The sequence below is a fragment of the Mesorhizobium sp. 01N446 genome, assembly GCF_056399285.1.
In genome coordinates this window covers 737,991-763,791 of record NZ_JBFTRA010000001.1, presented here as the reverse complement: position 1 = coordinate 763,791, position 25,801 = coordinate 737,991, and the positions used below count along the sequence as shown (strand labels likewise).

The window sequence follows — 25,801 nt, the reverse complement described above, 5'->3', positions numbered from 1 at the left end:
CGGACTCTATTCAGGGATAATCGACGCCAATGAGGAAAAGCCCGTCGGGCGGCGCGACCTGGCCGCAGGCGGCGCGGTCGCGCGCTTCGAGCGCCGCCTTGAGATCGGCTTCGGTCCAGCCGCCATCGCCGACGCGCTTGAGCGAGCCGACCATGGAGCGTACCTGGTTGTGCAGGAAGGAACGGGCCGAAGCCCTCACCTCGATCATGTCGCCCGCCCGGCTCACATCGAGCCGTTCCAGCGTGCGAACCGGGCTGTTGGCCTGGCACTGGGTCGAACGGAAGGTGGTGAAATCATGCCGGCCGAGAAGAAGTTTCGCGGCCTCGTGCATGGCGCCGGCGTCAAGCCGCTTCGGCACCCACCACACCTTGCCCTTTTCCAGCGCCGCGGGCGCGCGGCGGTTGAGGATGCGGTAGAGATAGTGGCGGCCGGTGGCCGAGAAGCGCGCGTCGAACTCATCCGGGACGATCGCCGCCTTCAGGATAGCGACATGCGCGCCGGCTGCCTGCAGATGGGCGTTGACGGCATCGCGCACCTTGTCGCCAGGCCATGCCTTGACGAGGTCGGCATGCGCCACCTGGGCGGTCGCATGCACGCCGGCATCGGTGCGGCCGGCGGCGCGCAACCGCACCGCCTCGCCGCAGAATTTCTCGATCGCCTGCTCGATCGCCTGCTGCACCGAAGGCTGGTCGGCCTGGTGCTGCCAGCCGGCAAACAGGCTGCCGTCATATTCGATGTCGAGACGAAAACGCGGCATGCCGGCAGCTTACGTTCTCGCCTAGGCGGCGAGAGCGGTGAAGGCGGAAGCGTAGACCAGCTTCCCGGCCTCCGGAGCGTCGCCCCAGGCCAGCGCCTGCAGCGCTTCGCCCTGGTATTCGCTCTCGAACTTCTCGGCCCGCGCGTGGCTATAGCCGAAACGGCCGTAATAGGCCGGGTCGCCCAGCACCACGGCCAGCGTCTCGCCGGCATCCTTGAGGCGGATATGCGCCTCGCGGATCAGCGCGCCGCCAATGCCTGAGCCATGGAACGAAGGTTCCACCGCCAGCGGCGCCAGCGCCACGGCCGCCAGGCTCTTGCCGCCATTCTGGACGAACAGCCGCGAAAACAGGATATGGCCGACCACCTGGCCGTCTTCTTCCGCCACCAGTTCGACGACGGCGTCGCCGCCGGTGACCAGCGCGTCGACCAGCCCGGCCTCCGCCTGTTGGCCGAAGGCATGTTCTTCCACGAGGCGAATGGCCTCGCGATCCCGCGGCGTCGCCGCGCGTATCGACATCATGCTCATGAGAACTTCATTCCTTTTACGATCTTGGCTCCGCGCAGGAATTCCGACGCGGCGGCGGGCTTTCCGCCCGCACGTTGAACTTCGACCAGTCTGAGCGCGCCTGTCCCGCAGGCGACCGTCAGCCGGTCATCGAGAATTCCTCCCGACTCGCTCAAATCGTCCGAAGGCGACAGGCCTTCGGACAGCGTCGAGCGAAGCAGTTTCAGCCGTTCCATGCGGCCGCCAATGTCAATTTCGGACCAGGCGCCGGGGAAGGGCGACAGGCCACGAAGGTGGTTGTGGACCTCGGCCGCGGGCCGCGTCCAGTCCACGCGCGTCTCGGATTTATCGATTTTTCTGGCGTAAGTCACCCCTTCCGCCGCTTGCGCGGTAAATGTCAGGGTGTTCTCTTCCAGCCGCGCCAGCGCTTCCACCATCAGGGCAGCACCGACGCGCATCAACCGATCATGCAGATCGCCGGCTGTCATATCGGGCTCGATGGCACATTTTTCAAGCAATCCCACCGGTCCGGTGTCGAGACCCTCTTCCATGCGCATCACCATCATGCCGCTTTCCGGGTCACCCGCCATGATGGCGCGCTGGATAGGGGCGGCGCCGCGCCAGCGCGGCAAAAGCGACGCATGGCCATTGATGCAGCCGAGCCGGGGCGCGTCGAGAATTGCCTTCGGCAGCAGCAACCCATACGCGACGACCACGGCGATATCGGCCCGCAGGGCGCTGAAAGCGGCCTGCTCGGCCTCGCCCTTGAGGGATGTCGGCGTCCGCACCTCGATGCCCAGCCGCTCGGCCTCGCGCTGCACAGGCGACGGCGTCAGCTCCAGCCCGCGCCGTCCGCCGGCGCGTGGAGGCTGCGTGTAGACGGCTGGTATCTCATGTCCGGCCTCGGCGATCGCGCGCAGCGTCGGCACCGAAAACTCCGGCGTGCCCATGAAGATGACGCGAAGGGGCATTTCCCCCTATCCCACCAGCTTGCCCGGCGCCTTGTCCTTGGCGAGCTTCTTGAATTTCTTCACCACCATGTCGCGCTTCAGCTTCGAGATGTGGTCGATGAACAACACGCCGTTGAGATGGTCGATCTCGTGCTGCAGGCAGGTCGCCATCAGCCCTTCGGCCTCCATCTCCTGCAGCTTGCCGTCGCGGTCGAGATACTTCACCCGCACCGAAGCCGGGCGCTCGACCTCGGCGTAATAGTCGGGGATCGACAGGCAGCCTTCCTCGTAGACCGACCGCGCCTCCGCGCTTTCCAGGATCTCGGGGTTGATGAAGACATGCGGCGCCGGCGTTTCGTCTTCCTTGGCTAGGTCGATCACCAGCATGCGCAGCGGCTCGCCGATCTGGATGGCCGCCAGTCCGATGCCGGGCGCGTCATACATGGTCGCCAGCATGTCGTCGGCCAGTTTGCGCAAAGGCGCGTCGACGCGCTCCACCGGCTTGGAAAGCTGGCGCAGGATGGGATCGGGAAGGATGATGAGCGGCTTGATCGGCATGGCGTCCCACGTAAGACCTCCAGCGAAAAGCGTCAACCGGGGCATCTAGGCCATGTTCTTGTTTTGATCTGTGCGGTCACGCCGAATCGGCTATGCTGTCCACATGAATGATCTGAGCACCATCCTTTCGCAGCCCGTCGCACGGCTTGGCGCCTCGACAATCACGCTCGGCCACGCCCTGGCCTTCGGCGCCTTGCTGTTCCTCGGCCTGTTCGTGGCGCTGGTCGTCGCGCTGTGGCGGTCGGCCAAGGCGCGCGCGGTTGCAGCGGCGGAAGCCGCCGACCATGCCCGTGATGCCGAGGCGCGGATGGCCGGCATCTTGCAAAGCCAGGCCGAGATGCAGGGCCGCATGGGCGCGATCGCCGAAGTGTTCGGCGCGCGCCAGGCGGAGCTGACCCAGTCGATCGGCCAGCGCCTCGACGCCATGACCGGCCGCCTCGGCCAGACCATGACCGAACAGACAAAGTCCACGCATGAAAGCCTGGCCAAACTGCAGGAGCGGCTGGCGATCATCGATACCGCGCAAGGCAACATCCAGTCGCTTGCCGGCCAGGTCGTGCAGCTGCAGGCGATCCTCTCCAACAAGCAGACGCGCGGTGCCTTCGGCCAGTCGCGCATGGAGGCGATCGTCGCCGACGGCCTGCCGATGGGCGCATACGAATTCCAGGCGACGCTGTCGAACGGCAGCCGGCCCGATTGCCTGGTGAAGATGCCCAACGGCGCGCCCTCGCTGGCCATCGACGCCAAGTTCCCGCTGGAAGCCTGGAACGCCATCCGGGCCGCCGACGGCGCCGACCTGCAGAAGGTCGCGTCGCAGGCTTTCCGCCGCGACATCGAGATCCATGTCCGCGATATCTCGGAAAAATACCTGATCCAGGGCGAAACGCAGGACACCGCCTTCATGTTCGTGCCGTCGGAATCGGTGTTCGCCGAAATCCACGAGAATTTCGAGGCGATCGTCCACAAGGCGCACCGCGCCCGCGTCGTCATCGTCTCGCCGTCGCTGCTGATGCTGTCGATCCAGGTCATCCAGGCCATCCTCAAGGACGCCCGCATGCGCGAACAGGCGCATCTGATCCAGGGCGAGGTGATCCGGCTGATGGAGGATGTCGCGCGCGTCGACGAGCGCGTGCGCAAGCTGCAGGTGCATTTCGGCCAGTCGGCCAAGGACATCGACGATATCCTCGTCTCGACGTCGAAGGTGACCAAGCGCGGCCAGAAGATCGAGGCGCTCGAGTTCGGCGCGCAGGCCGATGGCGATGCCGGCCAGGACGCACCGTCGCGGGCACCCGCGGCGAAACTCGAGCCCGGCCCGCGCGTTGCCGATTCAAAGACCGGCCAGCTCAGGCTGCGCGTCGTCGAAGGCGACGACTAGGCCACAGCCACGATGACGTGTGCCTGGATTTTGGCGGCAACCGCGCCGTTGCCATGCCTGGCCGCAATCGCGGCTGCGGCATAGTCTGTTGCAGCGTCGAGTTTGCCCGGATCCCGAGCCTCGATTTCGGTGCGGAGCACGGTTCCCTGGCAATAGGCAACGGCCGGAATGCGCGGTGAGGGCGCACGGCTCTGTTCGGCCCTCGTCTCGATCGCCGCATCGGAGAAGCCGGCCTCTTCGAGGTCCCCTCGGATCAGCGCCATATCGTGGTAGCCATGCGGCGTGCGGGCCAGAAAGCGCGGCGGATCGTCCGGGAAAATCCTTGCCAGCGCATTCGTCACGTCATCGGCAAACACATTCTCCTCGATGCGGTCCCAGACGTTGAACAGAAAATGTCCGCCGGGCTTCAGCACACGCCTGGCCTCGCGGTAGGCGGATGGGCGGCTGGGAAAGAACATCGCGCCGAACTGGCAGCAAACGAGATCGAAGGCCGCGTCTTCGAACGGCAGCGCCATGGCATCGGCCTGGCGCCACTGGATGCGAGCGTCGGGCGCTTGTCGCGAAGCGGCATAGTCGAGCATCGGCTGGTTGAGGTCGGTCACGACATAGATTGCGTCAGGCGACAGTTTTGGCGCCAGGGCACGGGTGACGACCCCGGTGCCCGCGGCGACTTCCAGCACGGCTTTGGGCGAGAAGGCCGCTGCCCGCCGCGCAAGGTCCGCGGCGAATGGCTCGAAAATCAACGGCACCATATAGCGGTCGTAGTTTTCCGGGATCGAGCCGGCAAACAGTTTGTCCGTTTCCAACATCGCTGTCACCCGCCCTTTGATGGTGAGCGAGGCTAGCACATAATTGCTTGTCCTGGGGCGGCTTTCGACCGGGAGGCCGGGGCTACTGCTCCTCCACGATCCTGGTGCCCTCGAATTCCGGCAGCCAGTGCAGCGCCGACCGATGCCAGTACTGCGTCTTGGGAACGAGTTCGTCGCGCTGCCGCGCCGTGCCGACGCGGATGCCGTAAACCTTTGGCCCGTCACCGACAGACGTCGCATAGAGATGCGAACCGCATTCTCCGCAAAAGCCCTGGGCGCGCTTGGCACCGCTGGCCCCGGTCTTGATGTAGACTTTCGGCGTGCCCCTGGTGATGTGGTAGTCCTCCTCCGGCACCCGCACCGAGACGCGAAACGCCGTGCCGGTCAACTGCTGGCAGTCCGTGCAGTGGCAGATCGAGGTCTTTTCTGGGTCGACCTCAGCTTCGTAATTGATGGCGCCGCAATGGCACCCGCCGTCGATCTTCATGGTCGTTCCTCCGAAATGCTTCGCCCGATCTTAGCAAGGCAAGGCGACGGGGCAACGGTGCAGTGCTGGTCCAGGACTAGCAATTCCAGGAAAAGTGCGAGCGGTTTTCCCCGGGCAAAGCGCACAGCGCTTTGCCCTTGGGAATTACGCAAAAAAAGAGTTAGGAGGCGGCATCGATCAGCTTGCGCCGCTGCTCCCAGGTACCCGTGGTCTGGGGCTTGACGAACAGCCGCGTGATCTCCGGCATCTCCTTCTTCRGGCGGCCCTCGATGCGCTCGACACAGGCCTCGATTTCCGGTGCCGCCAGATGGTCCTCGAACTCGATGCTAAGCCCGGCGACGATCTCTTGCGGCCCCATGTGGACTGTCAGGACGCCGTTCGCCCGCTGCACCGCCGGATCCTGCTGGGCGATCGCCAGCACCTTTTTCTGCACCTCGAGCGAGGCCGGCTCGCCGATGAGCAGGCCCTTGCTTTCACGGGCGAGGAAAATCGCGGTCGCGCCGAGGATGAGCGCGATGCCGATCGAGGCGGCGCCATCGAGCTCCGGCATCTCCAGAAGTTGCGCCGCCAATATGCCGGCAAAAGCGACGATCAAGCCGAGAAGGGCGGCACTGTCCTCGAACAGCACGGTATAGACGCTGGGGTCCTTGCTCGATTGCACGGCCTGCAGCCAGCCTTGCGTGCCCTTCTCCCGGCGGAATTCCTTCAGCGCCACCATCCAGGAGCCGCCTTCGAACAGGAAGGAGAGGCCCAGAACGGCATAGTTCACCGTGACGTTGGCGACCGGCTCCGGCGCCATGATGTGGATGATGCCTTCGTAGAACGACACGCCGGCGCCCAGCGCGAAAACCAGCAGCGCAACGATGAAGCTCCAGAAATAGAGTTCGCGGCCATGTCCAAGCGGATGCGTGCGGTCGGCTGGGCGCGCGGCCCTGTGCATGCCATAGARCAGCAGGCCGCCATTGCCGGTATCGACCAGCGAATGCACGCCTTCCGACAGCATGGCCGAGCTGCCGGTGAAGAAAGCGGCGGCGAACTTGGTCAGCGCGATGGCCAGATTGCCGGCGAGCGCCGCATAGATGACCGTTTTGGAGCCGCCATGCCCGGCCATGCGGTTGGTCTCCGTTCAACACACCCAGTCTAACGGCCGGACGGCCGAAGCTCCACCACAACGCGCCAACGGCCAGGTCGTTCAAGATGCGATTTGCCTGCGACCGAGGGACGGTGCCTATTCGACGATCTCGTCGGTCCACACCTTGAAGCCAGCGAGCGTACCCGGGCCGAAAATATGGGTCAGCGGCACATCCGCCGCGTCGCGGCCGGAAGCGATCAGGATGCGGCCGATGCGCGGCGCATTGTTGCGCGGGTCGAAGACGTGCCAGCGGCCGCCGAGATAGACTTCCATCCAGGCGGCGAAATCCATGCTCGACCACGGCTTCGGCATGCCGATATCGCTGATGTAGCCGGTGCAGTAGCGAGTCGGGATGTTGAGCGCCCGGCAGAAGGTGACGGCAAGATGCGCGTAGTCGCGGCATACGCCGCTCTGCTCGCGATAGGCTTCCGCCGCCGTGCGCGTCGGCCGTGCGTTGCCGTAGTTGAAGACGATGTGGTTGTGAACGAAATCGCACACCGCCTGCACGCGCGGGATGCCGAGCGGCGTATGGCCGAACAGCCGCCAGGCTTCGCTGGCCAAAAGGTCGCTCTCGCAGAACCGGCTGGGCAGGAGGAACAGCAGCGTCTCCGCCGGCAGGTCGCGCACCTCGTGCTGCCAGGCCATCAGTTCGGCCATTTCGAAGGTGCCGGGATCGCGGATCACCGCATCCGTGCCGAAAGTGAACCGCCCGGGTGGCGCCACGAAGCGGTTGCACCAATTGCCGAAACTGTCGCGATAACCCTGAATTGGAACTGGCGGGCTGGAAGTCAGGAAATCCGGGCGCTCGAGGTCGGAGGCGCGCGAATAGTGGACATTGAGCATCGCGATGAGCGGCGTCTCCTGCGGGAAGTCGAAACTCATCTCGCAGCCGATGTGGATCCGCATTGTCGTCCTGACCGGCCTGCCTGGCGATCACCCGGCGAAAGCGCGGGTCGATGCTGCAGTGCGAAGATGAGAATGGCACGGACAGCCGTCGTTTACGARCAAATTAGAAATTGGTTGAAAGCTGCCGACCGGCAGGTCGCGGCAAGCGCTGCCCTCTTGCAGCAACGCGTTTCTCTTGTTTCACTTCATTCCCCGCAACTGGAGGAACGAATCATGGCTAAAGGTGCGATGAAGGCAGGCAAGGAAGCCCGCAAGCCGAAGAAGGATGCCAAGAAGCCGGCGCCCGCTCCCGCCCTGAAGGCGCCGCCGGTCAAGGCGATGCGCATCAAGGAAAAGTAGGCTTCAGGCGCCGCAACCCACCGGCGGCGTCGAACAATGACGCCGGGTTGATCGGACGTTTTGGGCAACCTATATCGATGGCGCGGGGACGACCCCGCGCCTCCCCAACAATTCGGTCGGGACGACCCGCCTTAACAATCGGCATCTGAGGATCGGATCCTGTCTCCGGCCCGATGCTGGATGGAGCGTTCCGATGTCATGGATTCTTCTGTTTTTCGCCGGCCTGTTTGAAATCGGCTGGGCGATCGGCCTCAAATACACCGACGGATTTACCAGGCTGGTTCCGACCGCGCTGACGGTCGCCTCGATGATCGTCAGCCTCACCTTGCTCGGCCTGGCGCTGAAGGCGCTTCCCGTCGGCACCGCCTATGCGGTGTGGACCGGAATCGGCACGGTCGGCACGGCCCTGCTCGGCATCTGGCTGCTCGGCGAGCCCGCCACCGCGATCCGGCTCGGCTGCATCGCGCTGATCGTCTGCGGCATTATGGGGCTGAAGTTCGCGGTCTGAGCGGAAGTCCTCCAAAAAGCCGCGCTTCCGCACAAACACTTTCAGGGCCGCTGTGAGGCGACCCTGATTCAATCTTCGAACTTGGCTGCGCCGAAGCTGTTAGCGGGCGGAGAAGCCCGGAGGAGCGCGGCCGGTCCGAGCCTTGCGCGCCGCATAACGGGCGTCGCGCTTGGCCTTGCGCTCGGCCTCGTCTGCAAGCAGGCGGGCAATGCGCTCGGTCTCTTCGGCTTCCCGAATTTTGGCTTCGGCCTGGGCTGCCTCTTCGGCGGCGATACGTGCCGCTTCGGCTGCTGCCTCGCGCTCGGCCTTCTCAGCCGCTTCGCGTGCCAGCTTTTCCTGCTTCAGCCTTGCCTTCTCGGCTTCGCGGATCTCACGAGCCTGGAGGATCGCCTTGCGTTCGGCCTGTCGCGCCAGCACCGCAGGATCATCTGCCGCCGGCTTTGACTTGAAGCGCTCCAGAAGCGCCTTCTTTGCCTCGTTCGCGGCATTGCGCCGCTCGAAAATGTCTTTTTCCCTGTAGATAGCCAAGTCCACTTCCCTGAAGTCAATTCGCGAGGCTTACATACGCGCGAATGCTGAGAGTTCAAGCGCCAAATCGGTATGCCAGCCATGAAATTCCGCGATGTTGCAGCCGGGAGACGCCTTTTCCTGCCCAAACCGACATGCACTGTTCACCACTAGCCCCTCTGGCGGCGAGGCAGGCCGGTGGCTACCTCTAGCCTCAAAACCCAACACCAGGATGACATCACATGGAACTCGGTCTCTACACCTTTGCCGACGTCAGCCCGCAGCCCGGCCCAGGCGCCATCGGGCCGTATGAGCGGCTGCGCAACCTCATCGAGGAGGTCGAGCTGGCCGACCAGGTCGGTCTCGACGTCTTTGGTCTGGGCGAGCATCACCGCCCCGACTATGCGGCCTCCGCGCMGGTCGTGGCGCTGGCCGCCGCCGCCGAGCGCTCGAAGCGCATCAAGCTGACCAGTGCGGTCACGGTGCTCTCCTCGGACGATCCGGTGCGCGTCTTCCAGCAATTCGCCACGCTCGATCTTCTCTCGGGCGGCCGTGCCGAGATCATGGCCGGGCGCGGCTCGTTCATCGAATCCTTCCCGCTGTTCGGCTACAATCTCGAGGACTATGACGAGCTCTTCGCCGAAAAGCTCGACCTGCTGCTCGCCATCCGCGATCAGGTGAAGGTCACCTGGTCCGGCAATCTGCGCGCGCCGATCAACGATCGCGGCGTCTATCCCCGGCCCTTTCAGGACAGGCTGCCGGTCTGGATCGCCATTGGCGGCACGCCGCAATCCGCCGCCCGCGCGGGTGCGCTCGGCCTGCCGCTGGCGCTTGCCATCATCGGCGGCGAGCCGGCGCGCTTCGCGCCGCTGTTCGACCTCTACCGCGAGGCCGCCAAGCGCGCCGGCAGCGACCCGGCGGGCCTCGCCACCAGCATCAACGTGCATGGCTTCATCGCCGACACGACTGAACAGGCGGCCGACGATTTCTACGGTCCGCAGGCTGAGGTGATGAACCGCATCGGCCGCGAGCGCGGCTGGGGCCCGACGTCGCGGGCGCATTTCGACCAGTCGCGTGGCCCCAACGGCGCCCTGTTCGTCGGCAGTCCCGAGCGGGTGGCCGAAAAGATCGTTGCCCAGCACAGGATCTTCAAAAATGACCGATTCCTGCTGCAGATGGCGATTGGCACCATGCCGCACGCCAAGATCATGAAGGCGATCGAACTCTACGGCACCAAAGTGGCGCCGATCGTGCGCAAGGAAACGGCGAAGTCCGCGCCGGCGGTGGCGGCGCCGGTGGCATAAGCCGCCGCGGCCTTGCCGGCCAAAGGAACCTTGCCGACGCGCCGGCGTTTCCCGTCAACGGACTGTGCCAGTTGCGGCGCACCGCTGAGGGTCCATGATGAAAGCCGAACCCGCCGCCACCGGCGCAGGCGTTGCTGAAAGCCCGGATCCGCGCGTCGAGGCCCGGGCGGACACGCATCTGATGCGCTCGCTGCTGGTCGGCATCTTCATTTTCATGAGCGTCTATGCGCTCTATTTCGGCCGCGCCTTTTTCATGCCGGTGATGCTGGCTTTCCTGTTGGCGCTGACATTGACGCCGATCGTGCGGCTGCTGCGCAAGCGCGGCATTCCCGAAGTGGTTTCGGCGACGCTCCTGGTTATTTTGTCCATCTGCGTTTTCGCCATCGCCGGCTATCTGCTCTCAGGTCCTGTCATCGATCTCCTCAACAACACCTCGTCGATCGGCCAGCAACTGACCGAGCGGCTGGCGCAGTTGCGGCGTCCGCTGGAAAGGATCATGCAGATTTCGCATCAGGTCGAACAGATGACCGAGACCTCGCAAGAGCCGGGTATCCAGAAAGTCGCGGTCGCCCAGTCCGGCATCCTGTCGTCGGCCGCCAGCAACATCCTGTCGGCCGGAACAAGCCTCACTATCATCTTCGTGCTGTCGCTGTTCCTGCTCTCCTCCGGCACCATGTTCTACGAGAAGATCATCCAGTCCTTCGCCAGCCTCAGCGAAAAGAAGCGGGCGCTGCGCGTCGTCTATGACGTGGAGCGCGAGATCTCGCACTATCTGCTCACCGTCACCATCATCAATGCCGGTCTCGGCGCGGTCATAGGCCTCGGCCTGTGGGCGCTCGGCATGCCCAACCCGCTGGTCTGGGGTGTGGCCGCGGCATTGTTCAACTTCCTGCCCTATGTCGGCGCGCTGTTGACCATCGTGCTGGTCGCCGTGATGGCGCTGATCAGCTTCGACACCATTTCCTATGCGCTTCTGGCGCCGGCCTTCGTGCTGTTGTGCGACGTCGTCGAAGGCCAGTTCGTGACGCCGATGGTGGTCGGCAGGCGTCTGGAGATCAACGCGGTGGCGATCTTCATCGCCATTGCCTTCTGGTCGTGGCTGTGGGGTTTCGTCGGCGCGCTGATGGCGGTGCCGCTGCTGGTCGTCATAAAAGTGTTCTGCGACCATTTCGAGGGACTTGGCCATGTCGGCAATTTCCTCGCCGCGCAGCAAACCGCCGTGGTCGAGGACGAACCCGTCGAGGAGAACGGCAAGGCGGCGGTATAGAAGGCTCGCCGTGTTTGCGGCTTGCGCATCGGATGCCTATATCCGGCCGGTCAACGCCCGGTGCCTTCCTTATGAGCGACGCCCCTCCCTTCGACCTCGACGCCTATCTCGCTCGAATCGGTTACGCCGGTCCGCGGGATGCATCGCTGGATACGCTGAAGACGCTGCATTTCTTGCACCCGCAGGCGATCCCGTTCGAAAACATCGATCCGTTTCTCGGCCAGCCCGTTCGGCTCGACCTTGCCGCGCTGCAGGACAAGATCGTCCTTGGCGGGCGTGGCGGCTATTGCTTCGAGCACAACCTCCTCTTCATGCATGCGCTGCGGGCGCTTGGTTTCGAGGTGGTCGGTCTGGCCGCGCGCGTGCTCTGGGGCCAGAGCGAGGACGCCATCACCGCGCGCAGCCACATGCTATTGCGCGTCGAGTTCGATGGCCGGACCTATATCGCCGATGTCGGCTTCGGCGGCCTGACCCTGACCGCGCCGCTGCTGCTCGAGCCGGGCCGCGAACAGGCGACCCCGCACGAGACATTCCGCATCGTCGAGGCCGGCGATCATTTCCGCCTGCAGGCCGCCATCGGCGGCGACTGGCGCTCGCTCTACCGCTTCGACCTGCAGCCGCAATACGAGGTCGACTATTCCGTCACCAACTATTTCCTGTCGACCAGCCCGACATCGCATTTCCTCAGCACTGTCATAGCGGCGCGCGCCGCACCGGACCGGCGCTACGCGTTGCGCGGCAACCGCCTGTCGATCCATCACCTTGGCGGCCGCACCGAGCAGACAGAGATCGCCACCGCCGCCGAACTCGCCGACACGCTGGAAGGCCGGCTCGGCATCATCATTCCCGACCGCACGGCTTTCGAGGCCAGGGTGCGTGAGAATAAGATCGTGGAGATCAACGCATGACCGAATTGTCTGTTCTCGACCTGTCGCCGATCGTCGAAGGCAGCAATGCCTCGCAGTCGCTGGCCAATTCGCTCGATCTCGCCCGCCATGCCGAGCGGCTGGGCTACAAGCGTTACTGGCTGGCCGAGCACCACAACATGCCGGGCATTGCCAGCGCCGCCACATCGGTGGTCATCGCCCATGTCGCCGGCGGCACCAAAACCATTCGCGTCGGCGCCGGCGGTATCATGCTGCCCAACCATGCGCCGCTGGTCATCGCCGAGCAGTTCGGCACGCTGGCCGCCCTGTTTCCCGGCCGCATCGATCTCGGCCTCGGCCGGGCCCCCGGCACCGACATGAACACCGCGCGCGCCTTGCGCCGCAACCTCGAGGCCGGCGCCGACAGTTTCCCGCAGGATGTCGTCGAGCTGATGGGCTATTTCCTCCCCGCCGAGGAAGGCCAGCGCTTGCGCGCCGTGCCGGGCGAGGGCCAGACCGTGCCGATCTGGATTCTCGGCTCCAGCCTCTACGGCGCGCAGCTCGCCGCCATGCTCGGCCTGCCCTATGCCTTCGCCTCGCATTTCGCGCCGGCCGAGCTCGACCATGCGCTGGACATCTATCGCTCGCGCTTCCAGCCGTCGGAACAGCTCGACAGGCCGCATGTCATGCTCGGCCTCAACGTCTTTGCCGCACCCACCGATGCCGAGGCGCGGCTGCTGTTCACCTCGCTGCAGCAGGCCTTCGTCAATTTGCGCACCGGCCGTCCCGGACGGTTGCCGCCGCCGGTCGAGAACTATGACAGGGATCTCGACCCGATGGCCAAGACCATGCTCGGCCAGGCGCTGTCTTGCGCCGTCGTCGGCTCTCCCGAAACGGTGCGCCAGGGCATCGATGCCTTCGTGCGCCGCACCGGCGCGGACGAGCTGATGGTCACCGCGCAGATCTTCGATCACGCGGCGCGGGTGCGGTCGTTCGAGATCCTGGCTGATGCTCACAAATCGCTGTCACAGGCGGCCTGACATTTATCCGCCAGGTGCTTTTGCCTGCAGCGATGCTCTGCTAAGTGCGGCGCGTCCCCCGCAACAGCGAGCTTTCCCGTGACCCATGATCTTGACGCCCGCACGCAGTTCGCCATCGATCTGGCGCGCCGTGCAGGCGAACTCGGGCTCGAATATTTCCGCGATCTGGAAAGCCTGACCATCGAGAGCAAGGGCCATCAGGACCTGGTCTCGCAAGCCGACCGCGAGGTCGAGCTGTTCATCCGTGCGGCGATCGCCAGGGATTATCCGCAGGACGGCATCGTCGGCGAGGAACATGCCTCCGTCGCCAGTTCGACCGGCCATGTCTGGGTCATCGACCCGATCGACGGCACCGCCAATTTCGTGCGCGGCATCCCGGCCTGGTGCGTGGTGATCGCTTGCGCAAAGGACAGGGAGACGGTCGTCGGCGTCATTCACGAACCGTCGACCGGCGAGACGTTCCACGGCAGGCTCGGCGGCGGCGCCTTCATCAACGGCAGGCCGATCAAGGCAAGTGCGGCGACCAGCCTGGAAGAAGGCTCGGTGGGGACCGGATTCTCGAACCGCGCCGAAGCCGGGAACATCGCTGTGCTGATCCAGAAGCTCCTTGCCGAAGGCGGCGTCTTCTTCCGCAATGCGTCTGGCGCCCTGATGCTGGCCTATGTGGCCTCGGGCCGCTTACTTGGCTATGTCGAGGAACACATGAACGCCTGGGACTGCGTGGCCGGCATGCTGTTGATCGAGGAAGCCGGCGGCACCGTGCTGAAGGCTGATCGCAAAACGGTGCTGCAGAGCGGGACGCAGGTCATCACCGGCGGCAAGGGCGTCTTTTCGAAGCTGCAGGCGCTTTGTTCCGGGGTGTTCAAGCCCTGACCCGGCGCCCGTCGTTCAGGCATTCACGCTCTGCGCGATTGCCCCCAATGGCCGGCACGAATTGCGGATCATCAGCCGGCCCTTGAGCACAAGCTTGCGCGGCGGCGCGTCCCGGTTGCCGGCGAGGCGGTCAAGCAGCAGATTGGCCGCCTGTTCGCCGATTGCCTGCACCGGCTGCGCCACGGTGGTCAGCTGCGGCTGGAACACGTCGGACCACGGAAAATCGTCGAAACAGGCGACCGAAATATCCTCCGGGCAGGACAGGCCGATGTCGCGGATCGCCTTCATGGTGCCGATCACCATCGGGTTGTTGGCCGAGAAGATCGCGCTCGGCCGGTCATGCAGCGACAGCAGCTGCATGGTTGCGTTGTAGCCGTCGATCTCATGGAAGTTGCCGGAGCGGACGAGCTCCTCGGCCACCGGCAGGCCGGCGGCGTGCAACGCCTCGCGATAGCCCGTCATGCGGTCATGCATCGGCGAAATGTCGGATGTGCCGGTGATGTAGCCGATGCGCCGGTGGCCGAGATTGATCAGATAGGTGATGGCATCGAACACCGCGCGCTGGTTGTCGAGCACCACCGCATCGGTGTCGACACCCTCGCAGACGCGGTCGAGCAACACGACCGGCACGTTGGCGGCATCGACGATCCCTTTGAGGATCGCACCATCGCCGACGCGGGCCACGATCAGCCCGTCGACCATGCGGTCGAGCAGCAGCCGGATCTGGTCGTCCTGCGTGTTCAGATCCTCGTCGGTGCAGCACAGCATGACGGCATAGCCGGCACGGTCGAAGGCCTGTTGGATGACCGAGACGACATCGGTGAAGAACGGGTTGGTGATGTGCGGCACGGTCAGGCCTATGGTGCGCGTCGTGCCCATCTTCAGGCTGCGGGCGATGGCATTGCGCTTGTAGCCGATATCGCGGATCGCCTGTTCGATGCGCTGGCTGAGCTCAGGGCTGACGGTCGCCGTGCCGTTGATCAGCGCCGAAACGGTGGCGACCGAGACACGCGCCGCCTCGGCCACATGCAGCATGGTCGGCGCCGTCGATTTCCGCTGTCTCGTCCGCTTGTTTGCTGTCATTTTCGAAACGTTTCGCCCGTGCCCGTTCGCTATACCTACGGAATATCAAGGTTTTTCGCAAGAATTGAAAAGGGACAATCCTCCGCTTTCAGATAGCGGCTTGACAGTATCGAAACGTTTAGAATAGCGTTTAGGCGAGATTGACGACGACGGAAGGGAGGCCGCCATTGTCATGGAGCACAGGGTTTCCATCGCCCATGGGCATGCCGCGGCGACGGACCGTTCCGATGTCGTCCTGAGCGCCGAGCGCATTTCCAAGAGCTTCGGCGGCATCGCCGCCCTGGTCGATGTCGGCTTCGAATTGCGGCGTGGCGAGGTCCATGCCCTGATGGGCGAGAATGGCGCCGGCAAGTCGACGCTGATGAAGATCCTGTCGGGCGTCTATACCGGCTATGAAGGTACGGTCAGCGTCGATGGAAGGCCGGCCAGCTTCGCCGGCGTGCGCGAGGCCGAGGATGCCGGCATCGCCATCATCCACCAGGAGCTCAACCTGGTGCCGGAACTCAGCGTCGCCGACAATATCTTCCTTGGACGCGAGAAACTGATCGCCGGGCTGATCGTCGACCGCAAGGCGAGCAGCCGTGCCGCGGGCGCCCTTCTGCAGCGGCTCGGCATCGAACTCGACCCCGAAGCGCGCGTCGGCGCCCTGCGCGTCGGCGAACAGCAGCTGGTCGAGATCGCCAAGGCGCTGTCGATGTCGGCGCGCATCCTGATCATGGACGAGCCGACCTCGGCGCTGTCGCCGGCCGAATGCCAGCGGCTGTTTCGCATCATCCGCCAGCTTGCCGACAGCGGCGTCGCCATCGTCTACATCTCGCACCGCATCGACGAGGTCATGCATCTGGCCGGCCGTGTCACCGTCTTCCGCGACGGGCGCCATGTGCTGACGCGGCCGATGGCCGAACTCGACGAGAATGCCATCATTTCGGCGATGGTCGGACGGGACCTGCTCGCATCCTCCCAGCACGAGCGGGATCCCGGCGGCAGGACCGTGCTTTCGGTCAGCAATCTGTCGCTGTCGAAGCCCGACCGCCAGGGTTGGCGGCAGGTGATCGACGGCGTCAGCTTCGATCTGGCAGCCGGAGAAATCCTCGGCATAGGCGGCCTTTTGGGTTCGGGCCGCACCGAGATCATGGAAGCGATCTTCGGCTCCAGCGACGGCCGGACCGGCGGCGAGATCCGGCTCGACGGCCTGCCCGTGGACATCCGCTCGCCGCGCGATGCCAGGCGCCTGGGCATTGCGCTGGTCACCGAGGACCGCAAGACGCAAGGCCTGCACCTGCAGGCCTCGATCACKGACAATGTCGCGCTGCCGCTGGTCGGATCGCTGGCGCGCTTCGGCATCCGCTCGCTGGCCGGCGAACAGGGGCTGGCGCGACAGGCGGTCAAGGCGCTCGGCATACGCTGCCAGGACATCGACCAGTCCGCCAGCACGCTGTCGGGCGGCAACCAGCAGAAGGTCGTCATCGCCAAATGGCTGGCGACGAGGCCGCGCGTGCTGTTGCTGGACGAGCCGACGCGCGGCATCGATGTCGGCGCCAAGCGCGAGATCTACGACCTCATCTTCCAGTTGGCGCGCGATGGCCTCGCGATCGCCGTCATCAGCTCCGAACTGCCGGAATTGCTGCATCTATCGGATCGCATCCTGGTGATGGCCGATGGCCGCCAGACCGGCATTCTGTCCCGCGATGCGGCCAGCGAAGAGGCGATCATGCGCCTCGCCGCCCCGCGCCGCACCCTGTCGAGACCTGCCGCATGACTGCCCTGAAACTCCTGTCCCGGACCAAGCTCTATTGGGGCCTGATCGCCATCTTCCTGATCGGCGTGCTGGGCTCGCCGGTGAGTTCCAAGGGCAACAACATCTTCCTGTCCTACGGCAATCTGCTCGACGTGCTGCGTCAGGTGTCGACCACCGGGCTGATCGCCACCGGCATGACGGCAGTGATCATCACCGGCGGCATCGACCTTTCCGTCGGCTCCCTGATGGCCATCTGCTCGGTGGTCTGTGCCATGCTGCTGACGGTGCCGGGCGTGACGCCGGGTGTCGTTCTGGGCGTGCCGACCGTTGCCCTGGTGGCGCTTTGCCTCGGCTTCGTCGTCACCCGCTTCATCTTCCTCAATCTGCAAAAATCCCGCGCCGGTCCCGATGCCGCCGCGCGTGATATCAGGCTGGACAATGTTCGCGGCCTGGTCACGCCGGCTATCGTCGGCGTGGTCCTGTGCTGCCTTTCGCTGTGGTACCTGCTGCCGCAGATCGAACCCAAATTCGGCGTGCTCGGCGTGTTGCTGGTGGCGCCCTGCGTTGGCCTGTTGTTCGGCGCCATCAACGGCTTCATCATCGTTGCCGGACGGCTGCAACCCTTCATCGTCACGCTGGCGATGATGGTGACGGCGCTCGGCATCGCCCGGCTCACCGCCGGCCAGAACAATGCGGTGCTGCCCGTCTATACCGGCTCGAACGCCACCGCCGATTTCGAGATGCTGCGCTCGCTGGTGTTCGGCGTTATCCCGATGCCCGGCCTGTTCTTCCTCGGCGCCATCCTGATCTATGGCGCCGTGCTGCGCTTCACGCCGTTCGGCCGCTACGTCTATGCCATCGGCGGCAACGAGGAGGCTGCACGGCTTTCCGGCATCGCCGCCGGCCGCGTCAAGATCGCCACCTATGCCATCTCCGGCCTGCTCGCCGGCATCGCCGCCGTGCTCTATGTGGCGCAGTACCGGCAAGGCAAGCCCGATGCCGGCGCCGGGCTGGAGCTCGACGCCATCGCCGCCGTGGTCATCGGCGGTACCAGCCTGATGGGCGGGCGCGGCAGCCTCATAGGCACGTTCTGCGGCGTGCTGATCTTCGGGCTGCTCTCCAACATATTGCAGCTCCACAACATCAATTCGAACCTTCAGCTGGTGCTGAAGGGGATGATCATCATCGGCACCGTGCTCGTGCAGGAGCGCAACGCCGGTGATCTCCTGGCCTATCTGCGCCTGCCCGGCGGGCAAGCGGCGCGCAAGGAAACGGCCGCAGCCAAGCGGCCGTCGCAAGAGACCCCGTCTCTCAATCTCGGAGGAAACAAGAAATGAAACGACGTGACATGCTGAAGCTTGCCGCTGTCGGCGCGGCACTTTTGACCACCACCGCGCTGCTCTCGACCAATGCCTTCGCCCAGGACAAGAAGTGGAAGATCGGCTTTTCGCAGGTGACCACGATCGAGCCCTGGCGCGCCCAGTTCAACAAGGACATCATTGCCGAAGCCGCCAAGCATCCCGAGGTCGAGCTGATCATCACCGACGGCGAGGACAAGACCGAGAAGCAGGTCGCCGATGTCGAGAACCTGATCCGCCAGGAAGTCGACGCGCTTCTGGTGTCGCCGAAGGAATCCGCCGGCCTGACCGGCGTCGTGCAGCAGGCCATCGACGCCAAGATCCCGGTCTTCGTGCTCGACCGCAATGTCGACACCAAGGACTTCACGCAGTTCGTCGGCGGCGACAACAAGCTGATCGGCCGCGCGGCCGGCGAATATGCCGTCGAACTGCTCGGCGGCAAGGGCAAGGCGGCGGGCAATGTCGTCGAGATCTGGGGCGGCATGGGCACCCAGCCGGCGCATGACCGCCATGACGGCTTCCATGAATTCACCGACAAGGAACCGGGCATCAAATATCTGCTCGACCAGCAGTCTGGCGACTGGAAGCAGGACCAGGCCTACAATCTGATGGCCAACGCGCTGAAAACCAACGAGAAGATCGATCTCGTTTACGGCCACAACGACCCGATGGCCTACGGCGCCTACCTCGCCGCCAAGGACGTCGGCCGCGAGAAGGACATCAAGTTCATCGGCATTGACGGCCTGCCCAATGAAGGCGTGCAAATGGTGAACAAGGGCGAACTGACGGCAACCTTCACCTATGTCACCCCCGGTGCCGAAGGCCTGCGTCAGGCGATCAAGTTCCTCAACGGCGAAAAGGTCGAAAAGACCATCACATTGCCGACCGAGAAGATCACCAAGGAAAACGCCGCCAAGGTGCTGAAGGACAACGGGTTGTGAGATTGTGAGCCTTGGAGGCGGCGGTTGGCGCCGCCCCTCCTCCGCCTGCCGGCCCCTTCTCCCCGTATAGTGACGGGGGAGAAGGGGACTGGCCGCACCGGCGGCACCCCTTTTTGCAACGCAGACGATTGGCGAAATCGTTGACGACAGGGTCTTTCTCCCCGTCACTATACGGGGAGAAATGTCCGGCAGGACAATGAGGGGCGGCGCCGGCGTTGATAGTGCAAGTGCTCCAACTGCCTTGCCCTCCCTCGAAGAGCCGCAAGGCAACACTACGCCAGCTTGGCCAGCAGCTTCATGAAGGTGGCGATCTCCTTGGCCGAGAGTGGCGCCAGCGTTTCCCTGGTGATTTCGCGCGCCAGCGGGATCAGGCGTTCGATGGCGTCGCGGCCTTCGGCGGTCAGATTGACCAGCAGCCGCCTTTTGTCGACCTCGTGCTTGGAGAGCTCGACCAGGCCGCGCGCCTTCAGCCGATCGATGACGCCCTTCACGGTCGCGGCATCCATGGCGATCAGCGTGCCGAGCTGGTTCTGCGAGGTCTCGCCGACATCGCGCAGCTTGGCCAGTGCTGCGAATTGCGGCGGCGTCAGGTCGCCGATATGCGCGGCGAAGATCGAGACATGGCGCTGGTGCGCCTTGCGCAGGATGAAGCCGACCTGCTCCTGCAGGAGGTAATCCTGCTCCTCGGGCTCTTCGGCCTCGACCAGCTTGAGCAGATTGTCGCCGCCGCTCACCGCAGCCCGTCCCAGGCCTTGATGCCGTCGGCGGCGAGGCCGCCCATGCGGTTGTGGATGCGCGGGCCGCAAGTCATGGCCAGGCAAAAAAGAATCTCGTCGGGGCGCGGCCCGTCGCTGATGCCAATTTCCATGGCGTCGAAATGGCTGCGCACATAGGCGGCGTTGATATGGCCGAGCGGCACGTCGAGCTTCGAGCCGAAGGCGCCGACCTTCTTGGCCGACGGCACGATCGCCTTGGCGTCGCCGAGCCGCTCGCGCATGGCGTAGCCGCCCGGCACATGCCAGAGCGCGCCGTGCTCCAGTTCGCCCGCCGTGCCGACGATGGCACCCTTGCCGTAGCCGTCGATCTGCTTGACGTCGCCGCCCAGTGCGGCGATCAGCCGGTCGGAGAGCAGAAGGCCAAGCGGCTTCAGATCGTCCATGGCGCTCTGCAGATCCTCGACATAGCGCCCGGCGAACGGGTTCTTGACGACGGCCATGGCCGCCGCGCGGCGGCGCGGCACGTCCGCGACCGGCCCGCCCTCATGAAAGATCTCTTCGCTCAGCACCGCGATCTTGCGGATCGGAAACTCAGGCATGGGCAACTTCCTCCGTCGGATTTTTGTTGGGCGCGGCAAGCGCCACGGAACCACTGATGCGGGCCTCACCGCCCAGAAACAGCGCCGATCCGGCAATCAGGCCGCGCCGGCGAAAATCTTCGGCGACGGCAAGGCCGTTGTCCAGCGCCCGCGTCACCTCGCCAGGCGCAAGCGCGCCGACGCCTTGCGTCACCAGCCGCGCGCCAAGGTCGCTGTCGGGCGCAAGGTCCTGTGCGGGAATGCGTTTGATGGCGGGATTGCCGGGCAGGTCGACCGCATTGGCAATCAGCGTCGCCGCCGCGTCGGCCTCGGCGCCGGTCCGGGCGAGCACGGTGACGGCGTCGGCAATGCCGAGTGAGAAGGAGCGCCCGCGCCAGCCGCTGGTGGCGACGCCGCGAACGCCATCTTCCGCGCGGATCGTGATCCGGTCGGCCATGCCATTGCCGGTGCCGGCGACCGCCAGACCGATCGATCGGCCGCTGCCGATGTGGAGGGCGCTGTCGCCGCCATTGTTGACATAGGCGCGCTCGAGCCGGCGGCCGGCGACCAGAGCGGCAAGCATTTCGTCGGCTACCGATCCCGCAACGGCGGCCATCGGTGTTATAAAACATTCCGCCAGCGGCATGACGGCCGCTTCCATGCGGCGCGCCGTCGGGCCGCTGAACGAGCGGGGGGCCAGGAAAAACGCCGGGAGCCGCAATTCGGGAAGCTCGCTCACCAGCTCGATCAGGATCGTCTGGAACCGCGCGATGGCTTGCTCATAGGCCAGGCGGCATTCCCGCGCTTCGCCAAAGGCCTCGACGATGAGGTCGATCGGCCCATGGTTGAGATGCAGCCGCTTGCCGTCCTGCAGCCAATGCGCTTGCGGGCCGTCCATCATCCGGTCCCGTCGTTCCACGCGGCGCGCCGCAATTGCGCCAGCGGCGGCCAGGGATTGTCGGACGGCGCGCCGGTGCCGCGGCGCGGATTGAGATACTCGCCGCCTTTGGCGACGATATCCTCGACGCTGCGGATCTCAGCCTCGTAGCCGCCAAGCCTGACATAGTCGTCGCGGCGCAAGGTGAACTCGATCGGCGCCACCAGCGCCGGTGTCGGCACGTAGCCGAAGGCGCCTTCCGGTACGCGCGTGACATCGACCATCAGCGTGATGCCGCCGCCGGGCCAGACATAGACCGGTGCGCCGCCGACCGTCACATACGTTTTCAGGCCTTGCACCGAACGGGTGAGATTGACCGGGTTTTCGGTGACGCCGGCGCGCAGCGAGCCACCGGCGCCGCCGATAAAAAGCACGGTGCACAGCGCCGGTTCGCAATTGTCCTCGATCAGATTGACCGACTTCTGCAGCCGCTCGGGAAATGGCTTCTCCACCGGCTTCAGCTCGTCGTCGAGCTCGTAATAGGCGAACTGCTCGCCGGTGGTCGAAACCATCAGGAGCGACAGGCCCGGCCGTGCGCCCTTCTTGGCGTTCCACTCGCCGAGAATCGACAACGGATCGGAAATCGAGGTACCGCCCCAGCCGAGGCCAGGCTCGGAGACCTTGAAATAGCGGCCCGGCGTCGAGCGGCGGCCGATGATCTTTATGCCCGTATCCTGCCAGCCCAGCACCTTGCCGGCCTGATGCTCGGAGACGACGCCGGTGATGTGGTCGTCGACCACCACCACCTCGTCGACCAGCCCGCGCCATTGCGTGGCGAACATGCCGATCGTGGCCGAGCCGCAGCCGACGCGCATGCGGTGTTCCTGCTTGCCGTCGATAACGGGTGGTTTGCCGGCTTCGACGATGATTGTGGCGCCACCGTCGATGGTCAGGTCCACCGGCTTGCGGTTGCACAGATTGAGCAGCGCGTCGCAAGTGGCGCGGCCTTCCGCCTTGGAGCCGCCGGTCAAATGATGCACGCCGCCCAGCGACAGCATCTGCGAACCGTATTCGGCCGTCGTGACATGGCCGATGGCCTCGCCTTGCGAGCGCACGATTGCCGTTTCGGCTCCGAGATGACGGTCGGTGTCGATCTTCACCTTGACGCCGCAATACGAAAAAATGCCTTCGGTGACGACGGTGACCAGATCGACGCCCTCCACCTCCTGGCTGACGATGAACGGCGCCGGCTTGTAGTCGGGATAGGTGGTGCCGGCACCGATTGCCGTGACGAAGCGGCGCCCGGTGTTGACCAGTTCGCCGTCCCAAGCCTCGCCCTCGGCGACGAAGGGCACGATTGCCGCGCCAGTCTCGGCCGCATGGTCCAGGATGGTCAGCGGGTCCATGCGCACGATCCGGCCGCCGGCATTGCCGTAGCGGTCGCAGGCGCCGGTGCGGCCATCGGCGATGTAGCACATGACCGGGCAGGCATCGCAGCGGATCTTCTCCGCCACCAGCTTCTCGCCGGGATCATGGGTCTCGAAGCGCTCGGCAAGCTCGCTCATGCGCGTGCCTCCTTTTCGCGGATGCCAGCGCGGATGCGCGTCGGCGTCGCCGGAACCTTGGTGACGAGTACGCCAGTGGCGTGGCGGATGGCGTTGAGGATCGCCGGCGCCGTCGGGATCAGCACATGCTCGCCCAGCCCCTTGGCGCCGAACGGCCCCTCGGGATCGGGAACCTCGACCAGAATGGTCTCGATCGGCGGCACGTCGCCGATGGTCGGGATGAGATAGTCGTGCAGGTTTTCGGTGCGGCCGGGAATGTACTCTTCCATCAGCGCCATGCCGATGCCTTGCGCGATGCCGCCTTCGATCTGGCCCTCGACCAGCAGCGGGTTGATCGCCTTGCCGACATCATGCGCGGCGGTGATCTTGATCAGCTTCACCGTGCCGAGCTTGAGATCGACCTCGAGTTCGGCGATCTGCGCGCCGTAACCGTAGACGGCATAGGGCTTGCCCTGGCCTTTTGCATCGAGCGGCAGCGTCGGCGGGTCATAGGTCTCCTCGGCGCGGAAGACGAAGCCGTCGGCATCCAAATCGAGCGAGGCGAGGTCGATGCGGCGCGTGGCCTCGCCCTCGCGGATGACGATCGCCGCGCCGTCCAGTTGCAGGGATGCCTTTTCGGAGACATTGGCGAAGCGCAGGATCTTGTCGCGCAAGGCCCGCCCGGCCTTTTCGGCGGCCTTGCCGGTCACGAAAGTCTGGCGCGATGCGGACGTCTTGCCGGCATCGGGGCTGATCGCCGTGTCGGCGCTCTTCAGCCGGAATTTCTCCAGCGGCAGGCCAAGTGCGTCGGCGCAGATCTGGGTGATGACGGTGTTCGAGCCCTGGCCGATGTCGACGGCGCCCTGGTGCAGGATGACCGTGCCGTCAGCCGCAATGCCGACCCGGATGGTCGATGGATTGGGCAGCGAGGTGTTGCCGCAGCCATACCAGCAGGACGCGACGCCGACGCCGCGCTTCTTATCGCGGCTGGCAATGTTGAAAGCATCCGCATCAGCCACCGCCCGCGCCCAATGCGGCAGCAAGGCCTCCAGACATTCGGCAATGCCGACGCCCGACTCCAGCCTCTGACCGGTAACCGTTTCGGAGCCGTTCCGAAGGCAGTTTCTCAAGCGAAAATCGAGGCGGTCGATGCCGAGCTTGCCGGCCAGCTCGTCATAGAGCGTCTCCTGCATGATCGTCGCCTGCGGCACGCCGAAGCCACGGAAGGCGCCGGAGATCGGCCCGTGCGTGTGGATGGCACGGCCCTCGGCGCGGTAGTTCGGCGTCGCATAGGGGCCGGAAGCATGCACCGGCACGCGGTTGGCGACCGTCGGTCCCCAACTGGCATAGGCACCGGTGTTGAAATCGCCGGCAAAGATCATGCCGGTGACATGGCCGTCGGCATCGGCGCCGATCGTCGCTTTCATCTCGGCCGGATGGCGCTTGGTCGTCGACATCATCGATTCGTTGCGGGTGTAGGCGAGTGCCGCCGCCCGGCCGGTCTTCAGCGCCACGAGGCCGATCAGCGGCTGCAGCGAAACGTCGAGTTTTGAGCCGAAGCCGCCGCCGGTGGCGGTCGGCACGATGCGCACCTTTTCGATGGGCAGGCCGAGCACCTTCGCCGTGTCGTCGCGGTCCATGTAGGGCGCCTGCGTGCAGGCGACGACGACCAGCGTGTCGCCATCGAGGTAAGCATAGCCAGCTTCCGGCTCGATATAGGCATGCTCGACATAGGAGGTGTCGATCGCGCCCGTCACGGTAACGGCCGCATTGGCAAGCGCTGTCTCGGGCTCGCCGCGCTCGACGAAGCCGGAGGTCAGCAGGTTCGAAGGGCGGTTGCGATGGATCAGCGCCGCACCCTTGGCCTGCGCCTCGCCGGGCTGCAGGACATGCGGCAGTTCGGTCCAGCGGACCGGGAAATCCGACAGATCGAGATCGAGCATCGCCTCGCGCTCGCCGGCGATCAGCGCCACCGCCTCGCCGCGAAGACGTGCAAACCCTTCGGCCAGGGCCGGCTGATCGGCGAACGGGCCGATGACGCCGAAACAGTTTCTGCCCGGAATGTCGGCCGCCGTGAACACACCAACGACGCCATGATGCGCCTTCACCCAGCCGTCGAGATCGCCGAAGGCGAAGCCGGCGTGATAATGCGGCGAACGGACCACCAGCACGGCAAGCGCATTGGCCGGGAAGGAATCGCCGCCGAATTTCTCAGCCCCGGTGACCTTCGGCACGCCGTCGAGCCTGACCGGTGACGCGCCGATCGCATGGCCGGATTGAGGCAGACGGAAATCAAGGTTTGCCGTTTGCTGGGAGGCGTCCACCACCGCCGCGATGATTTTCCGGTAGCCGGTGCAGCGGCACAGAATGCCGCCCAGCGCATCCTGCACCTCGATCTCGGTTGGTATGGGCGTCGTGTCCAGCAGCGCCGTCGCCGCCACCAGCAGCGCCGGCGTGCAGATGCCGCATTGCGCCGCGCCATGCGCGAGGAAAGAGGCTTGCAGCGCAGAAAGCCGGCCATTGGCCAGCCCCTCGACTGTCGTCACCGATGTGCCGGCCGCAGAGGCTGCCGGCATCAGGCAGGCGCAGACGGGATCGCCGTCGACCAGCACCGTGCAGGCGCCGCAATCGCCGGCGTCGCAGCCGACCTTGGTGCCGGTAAGCCGCAATTCGTCACGCAGCACCTGGGACAGCCGGCGCAACGGCGGCACATTGACCGAGACGGCGGCGCCATTGACCGCGAAAGTAATGTCGGCGCGTTCAAGGCCGGACAGCATCCCA

General features: G+C 65.2%; 26 protein-coding genes. 11 read left to right on the top strand and 15 right to left on the bottom strand.

Annotated elements, in window-relative coordinates; all coding sequences use genetic code 11:
• Nucleotides 1-10: 10 nt before the first annotated feature.
• From truA to def, 4 genes are read right to left on the bottom strand one after another with little or no spacing between them, the layout of a single operon-like run.
• Nucleotides 11-757, bottom strand: a complete 747-nt coding sequence (gene truA / locus AC1DPX_RS03540) for a tRNA pseudouridine(38-40) synthase TruA (RefSeq protein WP_477234603.1) — start codon at nt 755-757, stop codon at nt 11-13.
• A 21-nt stretch (nt 758-778) separates the two neighbouring features.
• Nucleotides 779-1,285: a GNAT family N-acetyltransferase gene (locus tag AC1DPX_RS03535; RefSeq protein ID WP_202351958.1), complete on the bottom strand. Its 507-nt coding sequence runs from the start codon at nt 1,283-1,285 to the stop codon at nt 779-781.
• Complete coding sequence (gene fmt / locus AC1DPX_RS03530) at nt 1,282-2,235, bottom strand: methionyl-tRNA formyltransferase (protein ID WP_477234601.1); 954 nt, start codon at nt 2,233-2,235, stop codon at nt 1,282-1,284. The genes AC1DPX_RS03535 and fmt overlap by 4 nt, the downstream gene beginning before the upstream one ends.
• Nucleotides 2,236-2,241: 6 nt before the next feature.
• Complete coding sequence (gene def / locus AC1DPX_RS03525; RefSeq protein ID WP_115141492.1) at nt 2,242-2,772, bottom strand: peptide deformylase; 531 nt, start codon at nt 2,770-2,772, stop codon at nt 2,242-2,244.
• A gap of 103 nt (nt 2,773-2,875) precedes the next feature.
• On the opposite strand from def, the gene AC1DPX_RS03520 reads away from it, so the two are divergent.
• Nucleotides 2,876-4,147: a DNA recombination protein RmuC gene (locus tag AC1DPX_RS03520; protein ID WP_477234599.1), complete on the top strand. Its 1,272-nt coding sequence runs from the start codon at nt 2,876-2,878 to the stop codon at nt 4,145-4,147.
• On the opposite strand, the gene AC1DPX_RS03515 is transcribed toward AC1DPX_RS03520, so the two are convergent.
• The 4 genes from AC1DPX_RS03515 to AC1DPX_RS03500 all read right to left on the bottom strand — a co-directional run bounded on the left by AC1DPX_RS03515 (nt 4,144) and on the right by AC1DPX_RS03500 (nt 7,481).
• Nucleotides 4,144-4,956 carry a class I SAM-dependent methyltransferase gene (locus tag AC1DPX_RS03515; protein WP_202356837.1) on the bottom strand — a complete coding sequence of 271 codons (813 nt, stop codon included), beginning with the start codon at nt 4,954-4,956 and terminating at the stop codon, nt 4,144-4,146. The two genes, AC1DPX_RS03520 and AC1DPX_RS03515, sit on opposite strands and share 4 nt — an antisense overlap.
• 82 nt (nt 4,957-5,038) lie before the next feature.
• On the bottom strand, nt 5,039-5,443 hold the full coding sequence (locus AC1DPX_RS03510; RefSeq protein ID WP_477234597.1) for a GFA family protein: 405 nt from the start codon (nt 5,441-5,443) through the stop codon (nt 5,039-5,041).
• A 160-nt stretch (nt 5,444-5,603) separates the two neighbouring features.
• On the bottom strand, nt 5,604-6,554 hold the full coding sequence (locus AC1DPX_RS03505) for a cation diffusion facilitator family transporter (RefSeq protein ID WP_477234595.1): 951 nt from the start codon (nt 6,552-6,554) through the stop codon (nt 5,604-5,606).
• A 117-nt stretch (nt 6,555-6,671) separates the two neighbouring features.
• Nucleotides 6,672-7,481, bottom strand: a complete 810-nt coding sequence (locus AC1DPX_RS03500; RefSeq protein WP_202356834.1) for a transglutaminase-like domain-containing protein — start codon at nt 7,479-7,481, stop codon at nt 6,672-6,674.
• A gap of 114 nt (nt 7,482-7,595) precedes the next feature.
• On the opposite strand from AC1DPX_RS03500, the gene AC1DPX_RS03495 reads away from it, so the two are divergent.
• A complete protein-coding gene (locus tag AC1DPX_RS03495; RefSeq protein WP_477235783.1) occupies nt 7,596-7,820 on the top strand; it encodes a hypothetical protein in 225 nt (74 codons plus the stop codon).
• A gap of 193 nt (nt 7,821-8,013) precedes the next feature.
• Nucleotides 8,014-8,328 carry a quaternary ammonium compound efflux SMR transporter SugE gene (sugE, locus tag AC1DPX_RS03490; protein WP_477234593.1) on the top strand — a complete coding sequence of 105 codons (315 nt, stop codon included), beginning with the start codon at nt 8,014-8,016 and terminating at the stop codon, nt 8,326-8,328.
• Nucleotides 8,329-8,427: 99 nt separating this feature from the next.
• Here sugE and AC1DPX_RS03485 read toward each other — a convergent pair whose 3' ends face one another.
• Nucleotides 8,428-8,856: a DUF6481 family protein gene (locus tag AC1DPX_RS03485; RefSeq protein WP_027047610.1), complete on the bottom strand. Its 429-nt coding sequence runs from the start codon at nt 8,854-8,856 to the stop codon at nt 8,428-8,430.
• Between the two features lie 221 nt (nt 8,857-9,077).
• Between AC1DPX_RS03485 and AC1DPX_RS03480 the strand changes: the two genes are divergently transcribed.
• The 5 genes from AC1DPX_RS03480 to AC1DPX_RS03460 all read left to right on the top strand — a co-directional run bounded on the left by AC1DPX_RS03480 (nt 9,078) and on the right by AC1DPX_RS03460 (nt 14,185).
• A complete protein-coding gene (locus AC1DPX_RS03480; RefSeq protein WP_477234591.1) occupies nt 9,078-10,139 on the top strand; it encodes an LLM class flavin-dependent oxidoreductase in 1,062 nt (353 codons plus the stop codon).
• A 97-nt stretch (nt 10,140-10,236) separates the two neighbouring features.
• Nucleotides 10,237-11,406: an AI-2E family transporter gene (locus AC1DPX_RS03475; RefSeq protein WP_477235741.1), complete on the top strand. Its 1,170-nt coding sequence runs from the start codon at nt 10,237-10,239 to the stop codon at nt 11,404-11,406.
• A gap of 71 nt (nt 11,407-11,477) precedes the next feature.
• Nucleotides 11,478-12,314: an arylamine N-acetyltransferase family protein gene (locus tag AC1DPX_RS03470; RefSeq protein WP_477234589.1), complete on the top strand. Its 837-nt coding sequence runs from the start codon at nt 11,478-11,480 to the stop codon at nt 12,312-12,314.
• Nucleotides 12,311-13,312 (top strand): LLM class flavin-dependent oxidoreductase, encoded by a 1,002-nt coding sequence (locus AC1DPX_RS03465; RefSeq protein ID WP_202356829.1) that lies wholly within the window; start codon nt 12,311-12,313, stop codon nt 13,310-13,312. Before AC1DPX_RS03470 ends, AC1DPX_RS03465 begins: the two co-directional genes overlap by 4 nt.
• 78 nt (nt 13,313-13,390) lie before the next feature.
• On the top strand, nt 13,391-14,185 hold the full coding sequence (locus AC1DPX_RS03460) for an inositol monophosphatase family protein (RefSeq protein ID WP_477234587.1): 795 nt from the start codon (nt 13,391-13,393) through the stop codon (nt 14,183-14,185).
• A 15-nt stretch (nt 14,186-14,200) separates the two neighbouring features.
• Here AC1DPX_RS03460 and AC1DPX_RS03455 read toward each other — a convergent pair whose 3' ends face one another.
• Nucleotides 14,201-15,220 (bottom strand): LacI family DNA-binding transcriptional regulator, encoded by a 1,020-nt coding sequence (locus tag AC1DPX_RS03455; protein WP_477235739.1) that lies wholly within the window; start codon nt 15,218-15,220, stop codon nt 14,201-14,203.
• A 220-nt stretch (nt 15,221-15,440) separates the two neighbouring features.
• Here AC1DPX_RS03455 and AC1DPX_RS03450 point away from each other — a divergent pair, with 220 nt between their 5' ends.
• Genes AC1DPX_RS03450 through AC1DPX_RS03440 form a run of 3 tightly spaced genes read left to right on the top strand, consistent with a single transcriptional unit; the run spans nt 15,441 to nt 19,305 of the window.
• Nucleotides 15,441-17,027, top strand: a complete 1,587-nt coding sequence (locus AC1DPX_RS03450) for a sugar ABC transporter ATP-binding protein (protein WP_477234585.1) — start codon at nt 15,441-15,443, stop codon at nt 17,025-17,027.
• A complete protein-coding gene (locus AC1DPX_RS03445) occupies nt 17,024-18,343 on the top strand; it encodes an ABC transporter permease (protein ID WP_202356826.1) in 1,320 nt (439 codons plus the stop codon). The genes AC1DPX_RS03450 and AC1DPX_RS03445 overlap by 4 nt, the downstream gene beginning before the upstream one ends.
• Nucleotides 18,340-19,305, top strand: a complete 966-nt coding sequence (locus tag AC1DPX_RS03440; RefSeq protein WP_202356825.1) for a substrate-binding domain-containing protein — start codon at nt 18,340-18,342, stop codon at nt 19,303-19,305. The genes AC1DPX_RS03445 and AC1DPX_RS03440 overlap by 4 nt, the downstream gene beginning before the upstream one ends.
• A 272-nt stretch (nt 19,306-19,577) precedes the next feature.
• On the opposite strand, the gene AC1DPX_RS03435 is transcribed toward AC1DPX_RS03440, so the two are convergent.
• From AC1DPX_RS03435 to AC1DPX_RS03415, 5 genes are read right to left on the bottom strand one after another with little or no spacing between them, the layout of a single operon-like run.
• Nucleotides 19,578-20,039 carry a MarR family winged helix-turn-helix transcriptional regulator gene (locus tag AC1DPX_RS03435; protein ID WP_477234583.1) on the bottom strand — a complete coding sequence of 154 codons (462 nt, stop codon included), beginning with the start codon at nt 20,037-20,039 and terminating at the stop codon, nt 19,578-19,580.
• The gene (locus AC1DPX_RS03430; protein WP_140889906.1) at nt 20,036-20,620 is read right to left on the bottom strand and encodes an amino acid synthesis family protein; all 585 of its coding nucleotides are present in this window, start codon (nt 20,618-20,620) and stop codon (nt 20,036-20,038) included. Before AC1DPX_RS03430 ends, AC1DPX_RS03435 begins: the two co-directional genes overlap by 4 nt.
• Nucleotides 20,613-21,497 (bottom strand): UPF0280 family protein, encoded by an 885-nt coding sequence (locus tag AC1DPX_RS03425; RefSeq protein WP_477234581.1) that lies wholly within the window; start codon nt 21,495-21,497, stop codon nt 20,613-20,615. The genes AC1DPX_RS03430 and AC1DPX_RS03425 overlap by 8 nt, the downstream gene beginning before the upstream one ends.
• Complete coding sequence (locus tag AC1DPX_RS03420) at nt 21,497-23,041, bottom strand: 6-hydroxynicotinate reductase (RefSeq protein WP_477234579.1); 1,545 nt, start codon at nt 23,039-23,041, stop codon at nt 21,497-21,499. Before AC1DPX_RS03420 ends, AC1DPX_RS03425 begins: the two co-directional genes overlap by 1 nt.
• Nucleotides 23,038-25,797 (bottom strand): molybdopterin-dependent oxidoreductase, encoded by a 2,760-nt coding sequence (locus AC1DPX_RS03415; protein ID WP_477235737.1) that lies wholly within the window; start codon nt 25,795-25,797, stop codon nt 23,038-23,040. Before AC1DPX_RS03415 ends, AC1DPX_RS03420 begins: the two co-directional genes overlap by 4 nt.
• Nucleotides 25,798-25,801 lie beyond the last annotated feature (4 nt).

Bases quoted from the DNA above. Each gene is read 5' to 3' on its own strand.
- AC1DPX_RS03440 (WP_202356825.1), top strand. From the start codon at position 18,340: ATGAAACGACGTGACATGCTGAAGCTTGCCGCTGTCGGCGCGGCACTT.
- AC1DPX_RS03515 (WP_202356837.1), bottom strand. From the start codon at position 4,956: ATGTTGGAAACGGACAAACTGTTTGCCGGCTCGATCCCGGAAAACTAC.
- def (WP_115141492.1), bottom strand. From the start codon at position 2,772: ATGCCGATCAAGCCGCTCATCATCCTTCCCGATCCCATCCTGCGCCAG.
- sugE (WP_477234593.1), top strand. From the start codon at position 8,014: ATGTCATGGATTCTTCTGTTTTTCGCCGGCCTGTTTGAAATCGGCTGG.
- AC1DPX_RS03520 (WP_477234599.1), top strand. From the start codon at position 2,876: ATGAATGATCTGAGCACCATCCTTTCGCAGCCCGTCGCACGGCTTGGC.
- AC1DPX_RS03445 (WP_202356826.1), top strand. From the start codon at position 17,024: ATGACTGCCCTGAAACTCCTGTCCCGGACCAAGCTCTATTGGGGCCTG.
- AC1DPX_RS03425 (WP_477234581.1), bottom strand. From the start codon at position 21,497: ATGGACGGCCCGCAAGCGCATTGGCTGCAGGACGGCAAGCGGCTGCAT.
- AC1DPX_RS03475 (WP_477235741.1), top strand. From the start codon at position 10,237: ATGAAAGCCGAACCCGCCGCCACCGGCGCAGGCGTTGCTGAAAGCCCG.
- AC1DPX_RS03455 (WP_477235739.1), bottom strand. From the start codon at position 15,220: ATGCTGCATGTGGCCGAGGCGGCGCGTGTCTCGGTCGCCACCGTTTCG.
- fmt (WP_477234601.1), bottom strand. From the start codon at position 2,235: ATGCCCCTTCGCGTCATCTTCATGGGCACGCCGGAGTTTTCGGTGCCG.
- AC1DPX_RS03420 (WP_477234579.1), bottom strand. From the start codon at position 23,041: ATGAGCGAGCTTGCCGAGCGCTTCGAGACCCATGATCCCGGCGAGAAG.
- AC1DPX_RS03470 (WP_477234589.1), top strand. From the start codon at position 11,478: ATGAGCGACGCCCCTCCCTTCGACCTCGACGCCTATCTCGCTCGAATC.
- AC1DPX_RS03500 (WP_202356834.1), bottom strand. From the start codon at position 7,481: ATGCGGATCCACATCGGCTGCGAGATGAGTTTCGACTTCCCGCAGGAG.
- AC1DPX_RS03510 (WP_477234597.1), bottom strand. From the start codon at position 5,443: ATGAAGATCGACGGCGGGTGCCATTGCGGCGCCATCAATTACGAAGCT.
- AC1DPX_RS03430 (WP_140889906.1), bottom strand. From the start codon at position 20,620: ATGCCTGAGTTTCCGATCCGCAAGATCGCGGTGCTGAGCGAAGAGATC.
- truA (WP_477234603.1), bottom strand. From the start codon at position 757: ATGCCGCGTTTTCGTCTCGACATCGAATATGACGGCAGCCTGTTTGCC.
- AC1DPX_RS03415 (WP_477235737.1), bottom strand. From the start codon at position 25,797: ATGCTGTCCGGCCTTGAACGCGCCGACATTACTTTCGCGGTCAATGGC.
- AC1DPX_RS03535 (WP_202351958.1), bottom strand. From the start codon at position 1,285: ATGAGCATGATGTCGATACGCGCGGCGACGCCGCGGGATCGCGAGGCC.
- AC1DPX_RS03465 (WP_202356829.1), top strand. From the start codon at position 12,311: ATGACCGAATTGTCTGTTCTCGACCTGTCGCCGATCGTCGAAGGCAGC.